This is a genomic window from Stenotrophomonas sp. S49, from assembly GCF_016624905.1.
Lineage (GTDB): Bacteria > Pseudomonadota > Gammaproteobacteria > Xanthomonadales > Xanthomonadaceae > Stenotrophomonas.
This window is the reverse complement of sequence record NZ_JACVUD010000097.1, coordinates 1-15,540: the sequence shown is the minus strand read 5'-3', so window position 1 is coordinate 15,540 and position 15,540 is coordinate 1. Positions and strand designations below refer to the sequence as shown.

Annotated in this window: 13 protein-coding genes; 4 read left to right on the top strand and 9 right to left on the bottom strand. The window is 68.5% G+C overall.

What is annotated here, in order from left to right:
• The 4 genes from IAE58_RS17035 to aspS form a co-directional block, all read right to left on the bottom strand.
• The coding region (locus IAE58_RS17035; protein WP_200734985.1) for an alpha/beta fold hydrolase at window positions 1-390 on the bottom strand (390 nt) is incomplete at its 3' end.
• Between the two features lie 78 nt (window positions 391-468).
• Complete coding sequence (locus IAE58_RS17030; RefSeq protein WP_108756973.1) at window positions 469-990, bottom strand: GNAT family N-acetyltransferase; 522 nt, start codon at window positions 988-990, stop codon at window positions 469-471.
• 32 nt (window positions 991-1,022) lie between these two features.
• Window positions 1,023-1,346, bottom strand: a complete 324-nt coding sequence (locus IAE58_RS17025; protein WP_108750857.1) for a DNA primase — start codon at window positions 1,344-1,346, stop codon at window positions 1,023-1,025.
• Between the two features lie 16 nt (window positions 1,347-1,362).
• Window positions 1,363-3,114 carry an aspartate--tRNA ligase gene (aspS, locus tag IAE58_RS17020; RefSeq protein ID WP_199933446.1) on the bottom strand — a complete coding sequence of 584 codons (1,752 nt, stop codon included), beginning with the start codon at window positions 3,112-3,114 and terminating at the stop codon, window positions 1,363-1,365.
• 159 nt (window positions 3,115-3,273) lie between these two features.
• Here aspS and IAE58_RS17015 point away from each other — a divergent pair, with 159 nt between their 5' ends.
• The gene (locus IAE58_RS17015) at window positions 3,274-4,017 is read left to right on the top strand and encodes a DUF3011 domain-containing protein (protein WP_164272623.1); all 744 of its coding nucleotides are present in this window, start codon (window positions 3,274-3,276) and stop codon (window positions 4,015-4,017) included.
• A gap of 142 nt (window positions 4,018-4,159) precedes the next feature.
• On the opposite strand, the gene IAE58_RS17010 is transcribed toward IAE58_RS17015, so the two are convergent.
• The 3 genes from IAE58_RS17010 to IAE58_RS17000 all read right to left on the bottom strand — a co-directional run bounded on the left by IAE58_RS17010 (window position 4,160) and on the right by IAE58_RS17000 (window position 7,739).
• Window positions 4,160-4,804 (bottom strand): hypothetical protein, encoded by a 645-nt coding sequence (locus IAE58_RS17010; protein WP_199933445.1) that lies wholly within the window; start codon window positions 4,802-4,804, stop codon window positions 4,160-4,162.
• Between the two features lie 58 nt (window positions 4,805-4,862).
• Entirely contained in the window at window positions 4,863-6,422 is a 1,560-nt protein-coding gene (locus IAE58_RS17005; RefSeq protein WP_325166866.1) for a hypothetical protein, read from the bottom strand.
• Between the two features lie 105 nt (window positions 6,423-6,527).
• On the bottom strand, window positions 6,528-7,739 hold the full coding sequence (locus tag IAE58_RS17000) for a cation:proton antiporter (protein ID WP_199933444.1): 1,212 nt from the start codon (window positions 7,737-7,739) through the stop codon (window positions 6,528-6,530).
• A 134-nt stretch (window positions 7,740-7,873) separates the two neighbouring features.
• Between IAE58_RS17000 and IAE58_RS16995 the strand changes: the two genes are divergently transcribed.
• Both IAE58_RS16995 and ggpS read left to right on the top strand, forming a co-directional pair.
• Complete coding sequence (locus IAE58_RS16995) at window positions 7,874-9,115, top strand: MFS transporter (protein ID WP_108753932.1); 1,242 nt, start codon at window positions 7,874-7,876, stop codon at window positions 9,113-9,115.
• Between the two features lie 65 nt (window positions 9,116-9,180).
• A complete protein-coding gene (gene ggpS, locus IAE58_RS16990; protein ID WP_199933463.1) occupies window positions 9,181-11,430 on the top strand; it encodes a glucosylglycerol-phosphate synthase in 2,250 nt (749 codons plus the stop codon).
• Window positions 11,431-11,493: 63 nt separating this feature from the next.
• Here ggpS and blaL2 read toward each other — a convergent pair whose 3' ends face one another.
• Window positions 11,494-12,408, bottom strand: coding sequence for a L2 family extended-spectrum class A beta-lactamase (gene blaL2, locus IAE58_RS16985; RefSeq protein ID WP_199933443.1), 915 nt, complete (start codon window positions 12,406-12,408; stop codon window positions 11,494-11,496).
• Between the two features lie 176 nt (window positions 12,409-12,584).
• On the opposite strand from blaL2, the gene ampR reads away from it, so the two are divergent.
• Complete coding sequence (gene ampR / locus IAE58_RS16980; protein ID WP_199933442.1) at window positions 12,585-13,451, top strand: LysR family transcriptional regulator AmpR; 867 nt, start codon at window positions 12,585-12,587, stop codon at window positions 13,449-13,451.
• Between the two features lie 70 nt (window positions 13,452-13,521).
• Here the strand turns inward: ampR and IAE58_RS16975 are convergent, their stop codons facing one another.
• On the bottom strand, window positions 13,522-15,387 hold the full coding sequence (locus IAE58_RS16975) for an ABC-F family ATP-binding cassette domain-containing protein (protein ID WP_108762715.1): 1,866 nt from the start codon (window positions 15,385-15,387) through the stop codon (window positions 13,522-13,524).
• Between the last annotated feature and the right edge of the window lie 153 nt (window positions 15,388-15,540).

The window sequence follows — 15,540 nt, the reverse complement described above, 5'->3', positions numbered from 1 at the left end:
CCTGCCCTGCCAGTCCGGCAGGCCATCAAGCAGCAGTTCGCTGCTGCGGCCCAGGGCCAGGCCCCAGCCGTGTTCGGACAGCGAGCGCGCCGTGCCGCTGCCGCGCAGCGGCGAGCCCAGGCAGACCACGCGCTGCACCGGCAACTGCGGCTGCCGGCGCAGGGCTTCCAGCGCCACCAGCCCGCCCAGGCTGTGGCCGACCAGCGACAGCGGGCCGGTGCCGGCCAGGCGTTCCAGCAACTGCGGCACGGCCACGTCCGGCCCGCCGAAGATCGAGGCGTAACCGAAGGTGTGCACCTGGAAACCGCGCGCGCGCAGGCGCCAGGCCAACGGCCCGACCCAGGCGCGGGCATTCCAGATGCCATGCAGCAGCAAAACAGGGGGATTCATGCGTGACAGCCTGGCGTTGGGCGGGGCGGGATCTGCAGTGATTGAACGAAATCGCAGGGCAAGCGGCAGTGAACGCGCTCAGGCCGGGCGCGGTTCGCGGCGCAGGATGAATTCCAGATCGTTGATCTGGCCGACCGGGAACAGGTACTCACCGGCCTTCTGGAAGCCATAGCGGGCATAGAAGCGCTGTGCGCCGAAGTTTTCCGACCACACGCCCAGCCACAGCGTGCGCGGGCCGTCGCGCTCCAGCCAGGCCAGCGCGGTTTCCAGCAGGCGGCTGCCCCAGCCACAGCTCTGCTCGGTCTTCACCAGGTACAGGCGCTTGAGCTCGCCATCGCCGGGCTTCACGTCCGGGTGAGGCAGGCCACAGGGGCCGGCGGCAGCATGGCCGACCGCCTCTCCGTCCCGTTCCAGCAGCCACACCGCATAGTCCGGGTGGGCCAGGATGATGCGCTGGCGCTCAACCGTGTAGGCCTCCTCCAGGAAGGCCTGCAGGTCCTGCGGCGGGTACAGATGGCCGAAGGTTTCAGTGAAGGTGCGCGCGGCCAGCGCCGACAGAGTCGGCGCGTCGTCCACGGTGGCGCGGCGGATCGAATACATGGGTCGAGTGGACGCCAGGGCGACGGTCGGGGTCAAGCCCGTTCCGACGACTCGGTTTCGTCCTCTTCTTCCTCGTCCTCTTCCTCGTATTCCTCTTCGTCCTCGTCCTCGCCTTCTTCTTCCTCGTCCTCGTCGAACTCTTCCTCTTCGTCGTCCTCGTAATCCTCGACGCCGAAGTCTTCACCGTCCCAACGACCTTCGCCGTCAGCGACGAAGGTCAGTGCCATCGCCGCCGGGTTGGTACCGACGCGGACCAGCCAACCACCGAATACACGTGCACGCTCGGTGACCAAAGTGGCCTCGGAGCCTTCATTGCCCAGCTTTTCCCACTCCAGCGAAAACGCGAACTCGGTCATTGCGTGGATCTCCTGATCAGTTGGTCTTGGGGCGAACCTGGATGTGTACTTCGGCCAGCTGCACGTCGACGATCGGCGACGGCGCATCGGTCATCAGATCCTGCGCACCGGTGGTCTTCGGGAACGGAATGACGTCGCGGATGGATTCGGTACCGGCCATCAGCGCGGCAATGCGGTCGATGCCGAAGGCGATGCCGCCGTGCGGCGGCGCGCCGTAGTTCAGCGCGTCCAGCAGGAAGCCGAACTTGGCACGGGCCTCTTCGGCGCCGATGCCCAGCAGCTCGAAGACCGCGCTCTGCATGTCCGGGCGGTGGATACGGATCGAACCGCCGCCGATTTCATTGCCGTTGAGCACCATGTCATAGCCGCGCGAAACGGCGGTACGGGCGTTGGCGCGCAGGTCGGCGATATCGTCCACGGCCGGCGCGGTGAAGGGGTGATGCAGGGCGACGTAGCGCTGTTCTTCCTCGTCCCATTCGAACATCGGGAAGTCGGTGACCCACAGCGGCGCCCAACCGTCGGTGACCAGGCCGAAGTCCTTGCCGGCCTTCAGGCGCAGCGCGCCCATGAAGTCGGACACCTTGTTGTAGCCGCCGGCGCCGAAGAACACGATGTCGCCGTTGCCGGCACCGACGTGGGCCACCAGTGCAGCGAAGGATGCTTCGCTGAAGAACTTCTGGATGGGCGAGCTGACTTCGCCGTTGTCGGCGATCTTGATGTAGGCCAGGCCCTTGGCGCCGTACTTGGCGGCATGTGCGGCGTATTCGTCGATCTGCTTGCGCGACAGGGTGGCACCGCCCGGAATGCGCAGCGCGGCCACGCGGCCGTCGGCATCGTTGGCCGGGCCGGTGAACACGGCGAACTCGCTGTCCTTGACCAGCTCGGCCACGTCCACCAGTTCCAACGCGATGCGCAGGTCCGGCTTGTCCGAGCCGTAGCGGCGCATGGCCTCGGCCCAGGTCATGCGCGGGAAGCTGGCCGCCAGCGGCACGTCCACCACTTCCTTGAAGATGGCGCGGATCATGTCTTCAACGAAATCCTGCACGTCGCGCTCGCGCACGAAGGCGAATTCCATGTCCAGCTGGGTGAATTCCAGCTGGCGGTCGGCACGCAGGGCTTCGTCGCGGAAGCAGCGCGCGATCTGGTAGTAGCGGTCGAAGCCGGCCACCATCAGGATCTGCTTGAACAGCTGCGGGCTCTGCGGCAGCGCGTAGAACTCGCCCGGGTGCATGCGCGCCGGCACCAGGAAGTCGCGCGCGCCTTCCGGGGTGGCCTTGGTCAGGATCGGGGTTTCGATGTCCTGGAAGCCGCGCTCATCCAGATGGCGGCGCAGGGCCTGCACCAGCTTGATGCGGGTGCGCTGCATGCGCTGCATTTCCGGGCGACGCAGGTCCAGGTAGCGGTACTTCAGGCGGGTGTCTTCGCCCGGGTTCTCGTGGGCGTGGAACGGCAGCGGCGCGGCCTTGTTCAGCACGGTGATGGCGGTGGCGATCACTTCCACCTTGCCAGTGGCGATCTTGTCGTTCACCGCGTGGCGCGCGCGCACCACACCTTCCACCTGCAGCACGTCTTCGTAGCCCAGGCTGGCGGCCACGGCGAACACCTCGGCGTTGTCCACCTCCACGGTCACCTGCACGATGCCTTCATGATCGCGAAGATCGATGAAGCAGACGCCGCCCTGGTTACGGGCCACGTCGGTCCAGCCGGCGAGGGTGACAGTCTGGCCAATCAGGGTCTCGTTGACCAGGCCGCAGAAGTGGGTACGCATGGGGGGAAAGCTCCGCTGGAGAACGCCGGCACCCGACGGGGGCCGGAAAGCCTCGTATTCTGCGGCCGAGGGCCCGGCTGGGGCAAATGCGGACGGTCACGCGGGCTTTATCCGCCCCGTCCTTATAGTCGCGCACCACACACCGTATGGGGATTTGCCATGAAAGCGCTGTCCCTGGCCAGTCTGGCCACCACCCTGACCCTGGGCGCCCTTGCCGGGCTGACCCTGTCCCCCGCCCCCGCCGCCGCGCAGACCGGCGTGGTCCGCTGCGAAAGCCAGAACAACCGTGAACGGGTCTGCAGCACCGGCTGGCGCGATGCCCAGCTGGTACGCCAGCTGTCCGGCTCGGCCTGCGTGGAGGGCCGCACCTGGGGCAGCCGCAACGGCAGCATCTGGGTCAACGGCGGCTGCCGCGCCGAATTCGTCGAAGGCCGTGGCGGCTGGGGCGGCAACAACGGCGGCGGCTGGGGCGGCGGCAACAGCGGCAGCACCATCCGCTGCGAAAGCCAGGACAACCGCGAGCGCACCTGCCCGGTGAACTGGCGCGGGGCCACCCTGGTACGGCAGATCTCCGGCTCGGCCTGCGTGGAAGGACAGACCTGGGGCGTGCGCCGGGGAGCCATCTGGGTCAACCGCGGCTGCCGCGGTGAATTCGCCGAGAGCCGCGGCGGCTGGGGCGGTGGCAATGGCGGCGGCTGGGGTGGTGGCAACAGCAATTACACCGTTACCTGCAGCAGCAACAACAACCGTACCCAGAACTGCAACTGGGATGAGCGCCAGGGCCGGCCGGTCCTGCAGCAGCAGCTGTCCGGCAGTGCCTGCCAGGAAGGCCGCAGCTGGGGCTACTCGCGCGGCAGCGTGTGGGTCAGCAACGGTTGCCGGGCACGCTTTGGTACCCGTTGAGGGGCGCCGGGCCATGCCCGGCGAGCGCAGCAGCGCGGTCAACCGCAGGAAAGCCGCCGGGCATGGCCCGGCGCTACCCGGCTGGCTGAGGGAAGGGGTCAGACCCCCCTGCCTTGGGCAGGGGATCCGACCCCCAATCCGTTCAAGGCCGGGCCGGTGCCTGCTCGGAACCCCACGGCGCCGGCGGCAGCGCCACCGGCTTGCCCAGGTCGAATTCGACGCGGAAACGCCGCCCGCCGGGGCGGGTCAGTTCATAGACGAAGCGCTGGTCCGGCTCGATCTCCATCGCCCACACGTTGTGGGTGGAGGCCAGCATGTCGGCACGGCGGAACATGGCCACCGAATCGGCATCGGCAGGGAACTGCTGGCGCTGGGCGGTACCCGGTGGCGTGCTGTCGCCGCCGTACAGGGTGATGACATCGGGGCTGCCATCGGCGTGCCGGTGGTCGTGCTTCAGTTTCAGCCCATGCTCAGTGCGGGTGAGGATCCAGGTGCGCGAATGGTCATCGCCCACATGGAACGGGATGCGCAGTTCATGGCCGGGGTCTTCGCAACCGCGCACGTGCATCACCAGCGGCTTGCCGGCAAACGGATCGTCGCCCGCGGGGGCCGGGGTGTCTTCCACCACCCGGCCGGCGAACGCCTGGCCGCAGTGCGCGGCCACGGCGGCCATGAAGGCATCGGAAGGCGCCGTGGCCACATCGTGGCTGATCGGGGGCTGCTGCTGCGAACAGGCCGCAAGGGCCAGCAACAACGCGGCGGACATGGAGGCGGAACGGACAGTCATGACCCCACCCTAACGGCCATGGCCAGCGCGCGCAAACCGCGGGCGCCGGCCGCCACGGTCACCCCGCCGGCTGCAACCAGACCTCGCACTGCCCCACCGCCTGCTTCTGCGCACCGGCCGAATAGCGCTGCAGCAGCTGCGCCTGCCAGTGCGCGCGCTCGGCGGTGCTGGCCAGCTGGTTGGGGCAGACCACCAGCGCGGCCAGGGGCAGGCCACCCAACGCCGCGTCGGTTTCCAGCAGCGACCGCAGCACGTCATCCGAGGCCCAGTCCGGCACCATCACCCCGCGCCGGCCGGCACGGTAAGGCAGCTCGGACGACCAGTCCTGGCCCAGCGCCAGCACCACGCCATCCTGCGGCGTACCCGCCTGGATCAGTGCGGCGATCTGCGAAATGTCGCTGGGCTGGCGCGCTTCCTTCATGTTCTTCAGGTAATGGGCCAGGCCGAAGCCGGTGGACAGCAGGCACAGCAACACCGCAAAGGCGATTGCCCAGCGATAGCGCCCACTGGCCTGCGCGCGCAGCACCAGCGCCCACAGCACCAGGCCCACGATGGAGGTGGCGAACACCACCTGCGCGGCCTGGTAGTACGGGTGCACCACCTGCAGGTTGGTGAAGACCAGGAACGGCACCAGATAGGCCAGCAGCAGCAGCGCCACCGCCGCGCGCGTACGGCGCATGCCCAGGCCGGCTGCAACAACCAGCACGAACACCCAGTTCGAGCCGGTGGCGGCGCCAAAGCGCTTCTTGAACACCGCGCCCCAGGTGGCCGGGTCTAGCCGCTGCTGCAGAGTGCCGTAGTTGAACGCACTCAGGCCTTCGGAGGTCACCTGCTGGCCCAGCGCCGACTGTGCCTTCAATGCATCGGCGTGCTGCAGCCACAGCAGCAGCGTGGCCAGAACGGCCAGCGCGGCCACCACGCCCCAGGCCAGCAGCTTCCAGTGCGCGGCCAGCCACTGCGGGCGCCAGCCGTGCTCGCGCACCGCCAGCCACAGGAAGGCCAGCGCGACAAAGGCGGCATACGCGAAGAACGTGGTGATCTTCACCAGCGCCGACAGCACCGCCGCCAGCACCGCCACCACGCCCAGCAGCGCCGTTGGCCGGCTGCGCAGGCCGGCCATGGCCCAGACGAACACCAGACCGAAGAACACGGCCGTCGATTCGATCAGCACCGCCCGCCCCCAGAACTGGGCGAACGGTGAAACGGCGAAGGCGGCGGCCACGCACAGTGCCAGCAGGCGGTCCGGGCGGAACGCCAGCACGGTGCGGTAGACCATGAAAATGCTGCCCACGTGGAACAGCAGCGAGACCAGACGCCCGCTGTTGTCTGCGCTCAGCCCCGTGGCTGCCGACAACAGCGCGGCCAGCCACTGGTACAGCGGAAATTCGAAGGGAATGGACCAGGGCGCGCCGATCACCGGGGTCAGGTAATCCAGCCAGGGCCCACCGCGCAGCAGCCAGTCGATCGACAGTGCGGTCTGGGTCTGGCGGAAGCCCGATGCATCCACCGGCGGCATCGACCAGCTGCTGGCGAACAGGATCAACAGCGCGACCGCAGAGAACCCCAACAGGATACGGGCGGGCAGCAAGCTGCGGCGGTGGTTCACTTCCTCGATCACGCGTGGCGCTCCTGTGCAGGCCGGCGCGCGGTCAGGGCGGTGCGGCCGGGCGCGCAGTGTCCGGTCTGCGCTGCCGCAACGCAAGCGCAGCGCGCGCCCGCGCACTCAGTCGCGCACAGGCACCGGCGCGTTCACTTCGGTCGCCGCCACCGGCGCGCCCTCGCCTTCACCGGCAGGTTCCTGCTCCACCGGATCGACATCGAAGGGTGTGCGGAACACCAGCGACGGCAGCAGCGTGGTCAGCGCGGCGTACAGCAGCAGCGCACCGAACAACACCGCCGGAATCTGGAAGCGCTCGCGCATGATCGCCGCCAGCACCAGGGTGAAGATCAGGGTGGGCGCCAGCGCCAGCGACACCCGCAGGCTGCTGCGGAAGCTTTCGCCGAACATGACCCGGCGCTGCAGCCACACCACGGCGATGCGCAGCGGCAGCACTACCATCGTGATCACCACGCCCAGCCCCAGCGCCTCGAAGCTCAGCGCTTCGCTGGGCACCTTGGTGCCGGCATTGAAGAAGTAGAACGGCACGAAGAACGAGGCGAACAGGCGCAACGCGTGCAGGTTCTCGTGCGAAGCCAGCAGCGGCATGCGTTGGTGCAGCAGGCGCGCGACCAGGCCGGCGATGAACGCGCCCACCAGGTAGTACACGCCCAGCAGGTAGGTGATGTAGGCCGCCACCATGCCCACCATCACCAGCAGCGAAAATTCCGAACCCGGCGCATGCGGCGCCACCCAGCGCCCCAGGGCGATGAACAGCAGCGGCAGGCCAACCATCATCGCCAGCAATGCGCTGCTGGACATGGCCATGTGCCACGGATCGCCGGCCTGCAGCACCACGAACAGCGCCGCCAGCGCCAACAGTTCACCGGCAATGGCCTTGCTGGTCACCCAGAACCGCTCGTCTTCGCTCAAGCCCAGCCGTGACAGCGAATCCATGATGAAACCGGTGGACGGGGTGAGCAGGGCCAGCGCCAGCAGACCCGCGGCCTGCCACGGCAGGCCCGCATAGCGCCACGCCAGCCAGCCCACACCGAACAGCGTTGCACTGCGGATGACCAGGTGCGCCAGCAGCGGCCACAGCCCACGCCGCAGTGCGGCCAGATCCACTTCCAGCCCGGCGAACAGGAACAGTGAAGAAATCCCCAGCGTCGCCAGCAGGCCGATTACCGCATCGTGCGAACGCTCGCCCAGCCACAGCATGGCGATGATGCCGAACAGCAGGCAGGTGAGCGGTGCCGGCAGGCTGAAACGCTGCAGCGCGCGCGGTATGACCAGCAGCGCGAAGATCAGCAGCAGGTAGATCAGTTCATGGCTCATCGTGACTTCCGTGTGGAACGAACGCGCGCAGCATGCGCGTGGCTGCGCCGCGCTGCAAATCGAACGGGGCTGAAATGCGGGTGTGTTAGGGTGGGACAGGTGTTTTCTTCACCTTCTCCATCGAGGCCGCAGCCATGTGGCGGCTGACGGCCCTGTTACTGGGCGTGGCGCTGCTGCTGACCGGCAGCGGGCTGCTGGGCACCCTGCTGGCCGTTCGCGGCGGGCAGGAAGGCTTCAGCGCCGGCACCCTGGGCTGGGTGATGTCGGCCTACTTCGCCGGCTATTTCATCGGCACCTTCACCGCCCCGCCCTTGATCCGCCGCATCGGCCACAGCCGGGCATTTGCCTTCCACGCCGCGCTGGCCACCATGGCCGTGCTGCTGCACCCGCTGTGGATCAGCGCCGCCGGCTGGATCGTGCTGCGCGTGGTGACCGGCGTGGCACTGGTGGGCCTGTACACGGTGATCGAAAGCTGGCTCAACGCCGAACCCGACCCGCAGCGGCGCAGCCGGGTGTTTTCGGTCTACATGATGGTGAACCTGTCGGCGCTGGCGCTGGGCCAGGTGCTGCTGCTCGCCGGCGATACCGGTGCGGCCACCATGTTCTCGCTCACCGCCCTGCTGGTGTGCGCGGCCATGCTGCCGGTTACCGCCACCCGCCTGCAGCAGCCGGAGGTGCCCAGCGTGCCGCGGCTTACGCTGCAGCGTCTGTACGCGCTGGCGCCGGTGGCCACCGTCGCCGCCGCGCTGTCCGGCCTGGCGATGGGGCCGTTCTGGGGCCTGCTGCCGGTATATGCCGAACAGATCGGTCTGCGCGATGCGCAGGTACCGCTGTTCATGCTGGCGGCAATTGCCGGCGGTGCGTTGCTGCAATGGCCGCTGGGCCGAATAAGCGATGGCCATGACCGTCGGCTGGGCCTGCTGTGCCTGAGCGTGCTGGCCGCCGCCGTGGCCGCGCTGGCCGCATTGCCGCCGCTGTCGCAGCAGGTGCACCTGATGTTCGTGCTGGTGTTCTGCTATGGCGGCCTGGCGTTCGCGCTCTATCCGTTCGCCGTGGCGCACATGCTGGATTACCTGCCCACGCCGGACCTGCTGTCCGGCTGCAGCAGCCTACTGCTGGTGCACGGTATCGGCGCGGCCATCGGGCCGGCGCTGGCCGGTGCGCTGATGCAGCGCTACGGCGCGCCAGCCCTGCCGCTGTACTTCACCGCCGTGCTGACCGCGCTGGCCGCCTTTACCGCCCTGCGCCTGCTGCGCCACGCACGCCTGCGCACCCACCCGGCACCGTTCCGGCCCATGCTGCGGACCACGCCTGCGGCCCTGGAACTGATGCCGGAAACCGAATCTCCCACCGTACCCACGAAGGAAGTGCATTGACTGTCGAGTCCCCGACCCTGATTCCGAACCCCCTCCTTTCCAGCAGCTCGGCCGCCGAGCCACAGCTGATCCTGGCCACCGACCTGGATGGCACCTTCCTGGCCGGCAGCGCCGCCCAGCGCCACCGCCTGTACCGGCTGGTGGACCAGCACCCGGGCATCGCCCTGGTGTTCATTACCGGGCGCGGCCTGGAAGCGGTGATGCCGCTGCTGTCCGACCCGGCCATTCCCCGCCCCGACTACATCGTCTGCGACGTGGGCGCCACCGTGGTGCACGGCCACACCCTGCAGCCGTTGCAGCCGCTGCAGTCGATGATCGACGCGCACTGGCCCGGCGAACAGGTGGTGGCCGAAGCGATGCGGCCGTTCACCGCACTGCAGCGCCAGGATGTTCCGCAGGAACGCCGCTGCTCCTATTTCTGCGATCCGGCCACGCTGGCCCCGTTGCGCGCGCAGATCCAGCAGACCGCGGCGGAACTGGGCTGTGACGTGCTGTATTCGGCCGACCGCTACCTGGACATCCTGCCGCCGGACACCGACAAGGGCCGCACCCTGGCCGCGCTGGCGCGCCTGCTGGAACTGCCGCGCGAGCGCATCCTGGTGGCCGGCGATACCTTGAACGATCTGTCCATGTACCAGGCCGGTTTCCGCGGTGTGTGCGTGGGCGAATCGGAGCCGGCACTGACCGCGGCCACCGCTGATCTGGCCAACACCTACCACGCCCACGAACCCGGCTGCGGCGGCATCGTGGAAGCCATCGAACGCTTCGGCCTGCTGGCCGCCGATGACCCCTACCTGCATGCGCCGGCTGCCGCGCGCGCACAGGGCGCCGAACTGGTGATGGTCTACCACCGCCTGCCCTTCGATGAAGCCATCGAGGACGGCAAGCTGGTGCAGCGACCGCCGCGTTCGCCCAACGGCATCATCCCCTCGCTGCTGAGCTTTTTCGAAGGTGGCCAGCGCGGCAGCTGGGTGGCCTGGGGCATCGACGATCCCAAGCACCGCCCGTTCCAGCGCCATGTGCAGGTGGACGCGCAGCGCTACCCGACCCTGCGCGCCACCCGCGTGCCGCTCAGCCGCCAGGACGTGGACATCTTCTACAAGCGGTTTTCCAAGGAAGCGTTCTGGCCGATGCTGCACGTGTTCTGGGAACGCGCGCGGTTCCGCGAAGACGATTGGCAGGTGTTCCTGAAGGTGAACCGCCGTTTCGCCGAGGCCGTGGCCGACGAAGCCGCGCACGGCGCCACGGTGTGGATCCACGACTACAACCTGTGGATGGTGCCGGCCGCGCTGCGCGAACTGCGCCCGGACCTGAAGATCGCCTTCTTCCACCACACCTACTTCCCTTCCGCCGATGTGTTCAACGTGGTGCCGTGGCGGCGCGAGATCATCGGCAGCTTGCTGTGCTGCGACTACATCGGCTTCCATATTCCGCGCCAGGTGGAAAACTTCGTGGACGTGGTGCGTGGCGCCATGCCGGCCGAGCGCCTGGCCTGGGAGAGTTGCGCACCGCGCTTTTTGACCTATGGCTGCGCGGTGGGCCTGGACACCATGACCACCCGCCTGCGCGTGGGCGACCGCGATGTGGCGCTGGGCGCGCACCCGGTAGGTACCGACGTGCGCCGCATCCGCAACCTGCTGGCACGTGCCGAGGTGCGCAACGACCTGTTCAAGCTGCGCCGCGAGATCGGCGCACGCAAGCTGGTGTTGTCGGTGGAACGGCTGGACTACACCAAGGGCACCCTGGCCAAACTCGAAGCCTTCGAACGCGTGCTGGAACAGCACCCCGAGCACTGCGGCAAGGTCACCCTGCTGATGGTCTGCGTGCCAGCCGCGCGCGAGATGACCGTCTACCGCACGCTTCAGAACCAGATCGAACAAGCGGTGGGCCGCATCAATGGCCGCTTCTCGCGGCTGGACTGGACGCCGGTGCGCTTCTTCGCCCAGGCCCTGCCGTTCGAACAGGTGGTGGCGCACTACGCCGCCGCGCAGGTGATGTGGATCACCCCGCTGCGTGATGGCTTGAACCTGGTGGCCAAGGAATTCGTCGCCACCCAGGGCATTGAAGGCACGCCCGGCGTGCTGGTGCTGAGCGAGTTCGCCGGCGCGGCCGCCGAGTTGAAGGGCGCGGTGCTGACCAATCCGCACGACCCGGCCGATCTGGCCGCCGGCCTGCTGCAGGCGCTGTCCATGCCCGAAGAAGAGGCCAGCGCGCGGCTGCGCCAGTTGCAGGGCATCGTGGAGTACTACGACGTGGACCGCTGGGGCCGTGATTTCCTGGCCGCGGTGGAAGGCAGCGACACACCCGCCAGCTGACGCACAGGGGTCGGGACCGTTTCCAACCGAAGCGGCTCCGACCCCGCACTGCGCCCCTGCACTTCAGCCGATCAATGCATCGGCCAGCGCGCCGACACGCGCCAGCACTGCAGCGCGCTGCGCCTCGTCCACGCGGGCCCCCTGCAGATAGGCGGTGATGACCCACGGCGTTCCGCCCGCACGCGGCCACAGCACGGCGATGTCGTTGCGCGTGTCCTCGCCGTTGCTGCCGGTCTTGTCACCCACCCGCCAGCGCGGGCCCAGGCCCGCGCGCAGGCAGGCATCGCCGGTCTGGTTGTCGACCAGCCAATCGGCGAACTGCAACCGCGAAGGCGGCAGAAGGCCAGCACCCACCGCGAACCGGGCCAGACTGGCCGCCATCGCCGCCGGGCTGGTGGTGTCGCGCGGGTCGCCCTTCGCAAACCGGTTCATGTCCGGCTCGTGGCGATCATTGCGGGTGACCGGGTCGCCCTGCGCACGCAGGAAGGCGGTCAGCGCCGCGGGCCCCCCGTTCACCCCCAGCAGCAGGTTGGCGGCAGTGTTGTCGCTGGTGGTCAGCGTGCCGCGGCACAGGTCGCGCACGCTCAGGTCCTTGCCGACGTGGCGGCGGGCTACCGGGGCGTAGGACAACAGATCCCGTTCGGTGATCGGCACGCGGGTGTCCAGCGAAAGGCGACCGGCATCGGCCAGGCTCAGGATGTGGGCCACCAGCATCGATTTGAACGTACTGCACATCGGGAAGCGCTCGTCCTGGCGGTGCCCGCCCAGGCGACGGCCGCTGCCGGTGTCCAGCACGGTCACGCCAAGGCGGCCGCCGCTGGCTTTTTCCAGCGCGGCGAAATCCACCGCACCGGCAATGGCGGCGGACATGGCCGGGCCGGCAGGGGCAGGCACGGCGGCCCGCGCAAGGGCGGGCGCAAGCAGGGACGATGCGAGGGCGGCACCACTGAACTGCAGAAATCGACGGCGGGCGTGCATGGGCGGGCTCCGGGAAACGAACCCGGATTATTGAAAGCATGGTGCACACGCGACCAACGCGAATTTTCAGGGCCAGGCATGAACAGATCTAATGCCTGACGTATTCAACCCCTTCTTTGACGGGCGCATGGGTTAACAGGCTAGGATGCACCCATCAGCCTGCCTCACACCTCCCGATGCTGCACCCCACCTTGCCGCTCAACGCCCTGCGCGCCTTCGAGGCCGCGGCCCGCCACCAGAACTTCACCCGTGCGGCGCTGGAGCTGTGCGTCAGCCAGGCCGCGTTGAGCCACCAGATCCGTGGGCTGGAAGACCGGCTGGGCATCCGCCTGTTCCACCGCCTGCCGCGCGGCGTGGCACTCACCGACGAGGGCGCCGCATTGTTCCCGGTGCTGCATGAAGCGTTCGAGCGCATCTCGGCCAGCATCGCCCGCTACACCGGCGGGCCAGCGCGCGAAGTGCTGACGATCGGGGTGGTGGGCACGTTCGCGACGGGTTGGCTGCTGCCGCGCATGGCGGCCTTCGAGGCGGCGCACCCGGATATCGAGTTGCGCCTGCAGACCCACAACAACCGGATCGATCTGGCCGGCGAAGGGCTGGACCTGGCCATCCGCTTTGGTGAGGGCGACTGGCAGGGGCAGGCCTGCACGGCGATCCTCGATGCGCCGTTTGCGCCGCTGTGTGCGCCCGCGCTGGCGCGCCGATTGAAGCACCCCCGCGATCTGGCCACGGTGACACTGCTGCGCTCGTACCGCAGCGACGAATGGCCGCGCTGGCTGCAGGCGGCCGCCACCAGCGGCGTGGAGGCCAGAGGCCCGGTGTTCGACTCTTCGCTGACCCTGGCCGCCGCAGCGGCCGGTGGCGCCGGCGTTGCCCTGCTGCCGCTGCGCATGTTCGAAGCCGAACTAGACGAAGGGCGCCTGCTGCAGCCGTTCGCCACCACGCTGGAGCTGGGCCGCTATTGGTTGACCCGGCTGCGCTCGCGCAGCGAACGCGAACCGGCCAAGCGATTCCGCGAATGGTTGCAGGCGCAGGGCGGGTGATCCCGCCGGGCCATGCCCGGCGAGCGCAGCGGATCGGGGAAAGCCACCGGGCCGTGCCCGGCGGACGCCATCAGGCTTCCAGCAGCTCCATCCACGCCGCTTCGGCTTTTTCCAGCTGCGCGGCGGTGGTCTCGCGCTCGCGCCCCAGCACGGCCATGCGGGTGGCATCGGCGTAGTTGGCCGGGTCGGCCAGCTGGCGGTCCAGCTCGGCCAGGCTGGCTTCCAGCTCGGCTACCTTGGCTTCGGCACTGGCCAGCTTGTGCGGGTTGGCCGGCTTCTTCTGCACCACCTGCGCCACCGGCGCGGTCTTGACCACCACCGGCTCTTCCACCTGTTCCATGCGCGCCTTGGTGCCCTGCGCCTGCGGACGGGTGCGCAGCCAGGCCGCGTAGGCATCCAGGTCGCCATCGAACGGCTCGACCACACCATCGGCCACGCGCCAGTAGGTATCGCAGACCAGGCCGATCAGATGGCGGTCATGCGACACCATCACGATCGCGCCCTCGAAGGTGGCCAGCGCTTCGGCCAGCGCCTCGCGCATTTCCAGATCCAGGTGGTTGGTCGGTTCGTCCAGCAGCAGCACGTTCGGCTGCTGCCAGGCGATCAGCGCCAGCGCCAGGCGCGCGCGCTCGCCGCCGGAGAAACCATCGACCGGCTCGAACGCGCGGTCACCGGGGAAATTCCACTTGCCGAGGAAATCGCGGAAGGCCTGGTTCGGCGCATCCGGGGCGATCTCGCGGAAATGCTCGATGGGCGACTGCCCTTCGTGCAGCGATTCCACCGTGTGCTGGGCGAAGTAGCCGATGCGCAGGTCCGGGTGCGCCGAGCGCTCGCCGGCAATCGGCTTCAGCTCGCCCACCAGGGTCTTCACCAGGGTGGTCTTACCGGCGCCGTTGGGGCCCAGCAGGCCAATGCGCTGGCCCGCTTCCAGGCCGAAGCCCACATTGTTCAGGATCACCGCGTCGCTGCCATAACCGGCCTCGACGTGGTTCAGGCGGATCAGCGAGAACGGCAGCTTGGCCGGCGGTGCGAATTCGATGCGGAATTCGCGCTCGGCACGCACCGCTTCGGTACCGGCCAGCTTGGCCAGTCGCTTCATGCGGCTCTGCGCCTGCGCAGCCTTGCTGGCCTGCGCCTTGAAGCGGTCGATGAAGCTCTGCAGGTGGGCGCGCTCGGCCTGTTCCTTTTCGTGCGCGATCTGCTGCTGGCGCAGCTGTTCGGCGCGCTGGCGCTCGAAGTCGGTGTAGCCACCGGGGTACAGCTTGGCCCCGCCACCGTGCAGGTGCAGGGTGTGGGTTGCCACGTTGTCCAGGAACTCGCGGTCGTGCGAGATCAGCAGCAGGGTGCCCGGGTACTTCAGCAGCCACTGTTCCAGCCAGTACACCGCGTCCAGATCCAGGTGGTTGGTCGGTTCGTCCAGCAGCAGCAGGTCGCTGGGCATCATCAGCGCGCGCGCCAGGTTCAGGCGCACGCGCCAGCCGCCGGAGAACGAAGACACCGCGCGGTGGTGGGTCTCGGCCGGGAAGCCCAGGCCGTGCAGCAGCTTGCCGGCGCGCGCTTCGGCGTCGTAGGCGTTCAGCTCAGCCATGCGCGTATGCGCTTCGGCCACCGCTTCCCAGTCTTCGCGGGCGGTGGCATCGGCCTCGGCCGCCAGCACCGCGGCCACCTCGGTATCGCCACCCAGCACGAAGCTCAGTGCCGGGTCGGGCAGCGACGGGGTTTCCTGGGCAACGCTGGCGATGCGCACCTTGCCGGGCAGGTCCACATCGCCCTTGTCGGCTTCCAGTTCGCCCTTCACTGCAGCGAACAGGCTGGACTTGCCGGCCCCATTACGGCCGACCACACCCACCCGGTAACCGGCGTGCAGGGTCAGGTCGACGTTGGACAACAGCAGCCGCTCGCCGCGGCGCAAGGCGAAATTACGAAGCGAAATCATGGGGGAAGGCGTCCATATAACCGAATGGAATGTGCTGGTGAGCACTGTTCCTGCGACGCAATTCTAGCGTTAACGAATACTTGACGCGCCCCGGGATGCGCGGTGGCAGGCCAACTCTCTCCCGCGTCGGCCCCGCGCAGCGGCGCCATCAGC

Bases quoted from the DNA above. Each gene is read 5' to 3' on its own strand.
- IAE58_RS17030 (WP_108756973.1), bottom strand. From the start codon at position 990: ATGTATTCGATCCGCCGCGCCACCGTGGACGACGCGCCGACTCTGTCG.
- IAE58_RS17025 (WP_108750857.1), bottom strand. From the start codon at position 1,346: ATGACCGAGTTCGCGTTTTCGCTGGAGTGGGAAAAGCTGGGCAATGAA.
- aspS (WP_199933446.1), bottom strand. From the start codon at position 3,114: ATGCGTACCCACTTCTGCGGCCTGGTCAACGAGACCCTGATTGGCCAG.
- IAE58_RS17015 (WP_164272623.1), top strand. From the start codon at position 3,274: ATGAAAGCGCTGTCCCTGGCCAGTCTGGCCACCACCCTGACCCTGGGC.
- IAE58_RS17010 (WP_199933445.1), bottom strand. From the start codon at position 4,804: ATGACTGTCCGTTCCGCCTCCATGTCCGCCGCGTTGTTGCTGGCCCTT.
- IAE58_RS17000 (WP_199933444.1), bottom strand. From the start codon at position 7,739: ATGAGCCATGAACTGATCTACCTGCTGCTGATCTTCGCGCTGCTGGTC.
- IAE58_RS16995 (WP_108753932.1), top strand. From the start codon at position 7,874: ATGTGGCGGCTGACGGCCCTGTTACTGGGCGTGGCGCTGCTGCTGACC.
- blaL2 (WP_199933443.1), bottom strand. From the start codon at position 12,408: ATGCACGCCCGCCGTCGATTTCTGCAGTTCAGTGGTGCCGCCCTCGCA.
- ampR (WP_199933442.1), top strand. From the start codon at position 12,585: ATGCTGCACCCCACCTTGCCGCTCAACGCCCTGCGCGCCTTCGAGGCC.
- IAE58_RS16975 (WP_108762715.1), bottom strand. From the start codon at position 15,387: ATGATTTCGCTTCGTAATTTCGCCTTGCGCCGCGGCGAGCGGCTGCTG.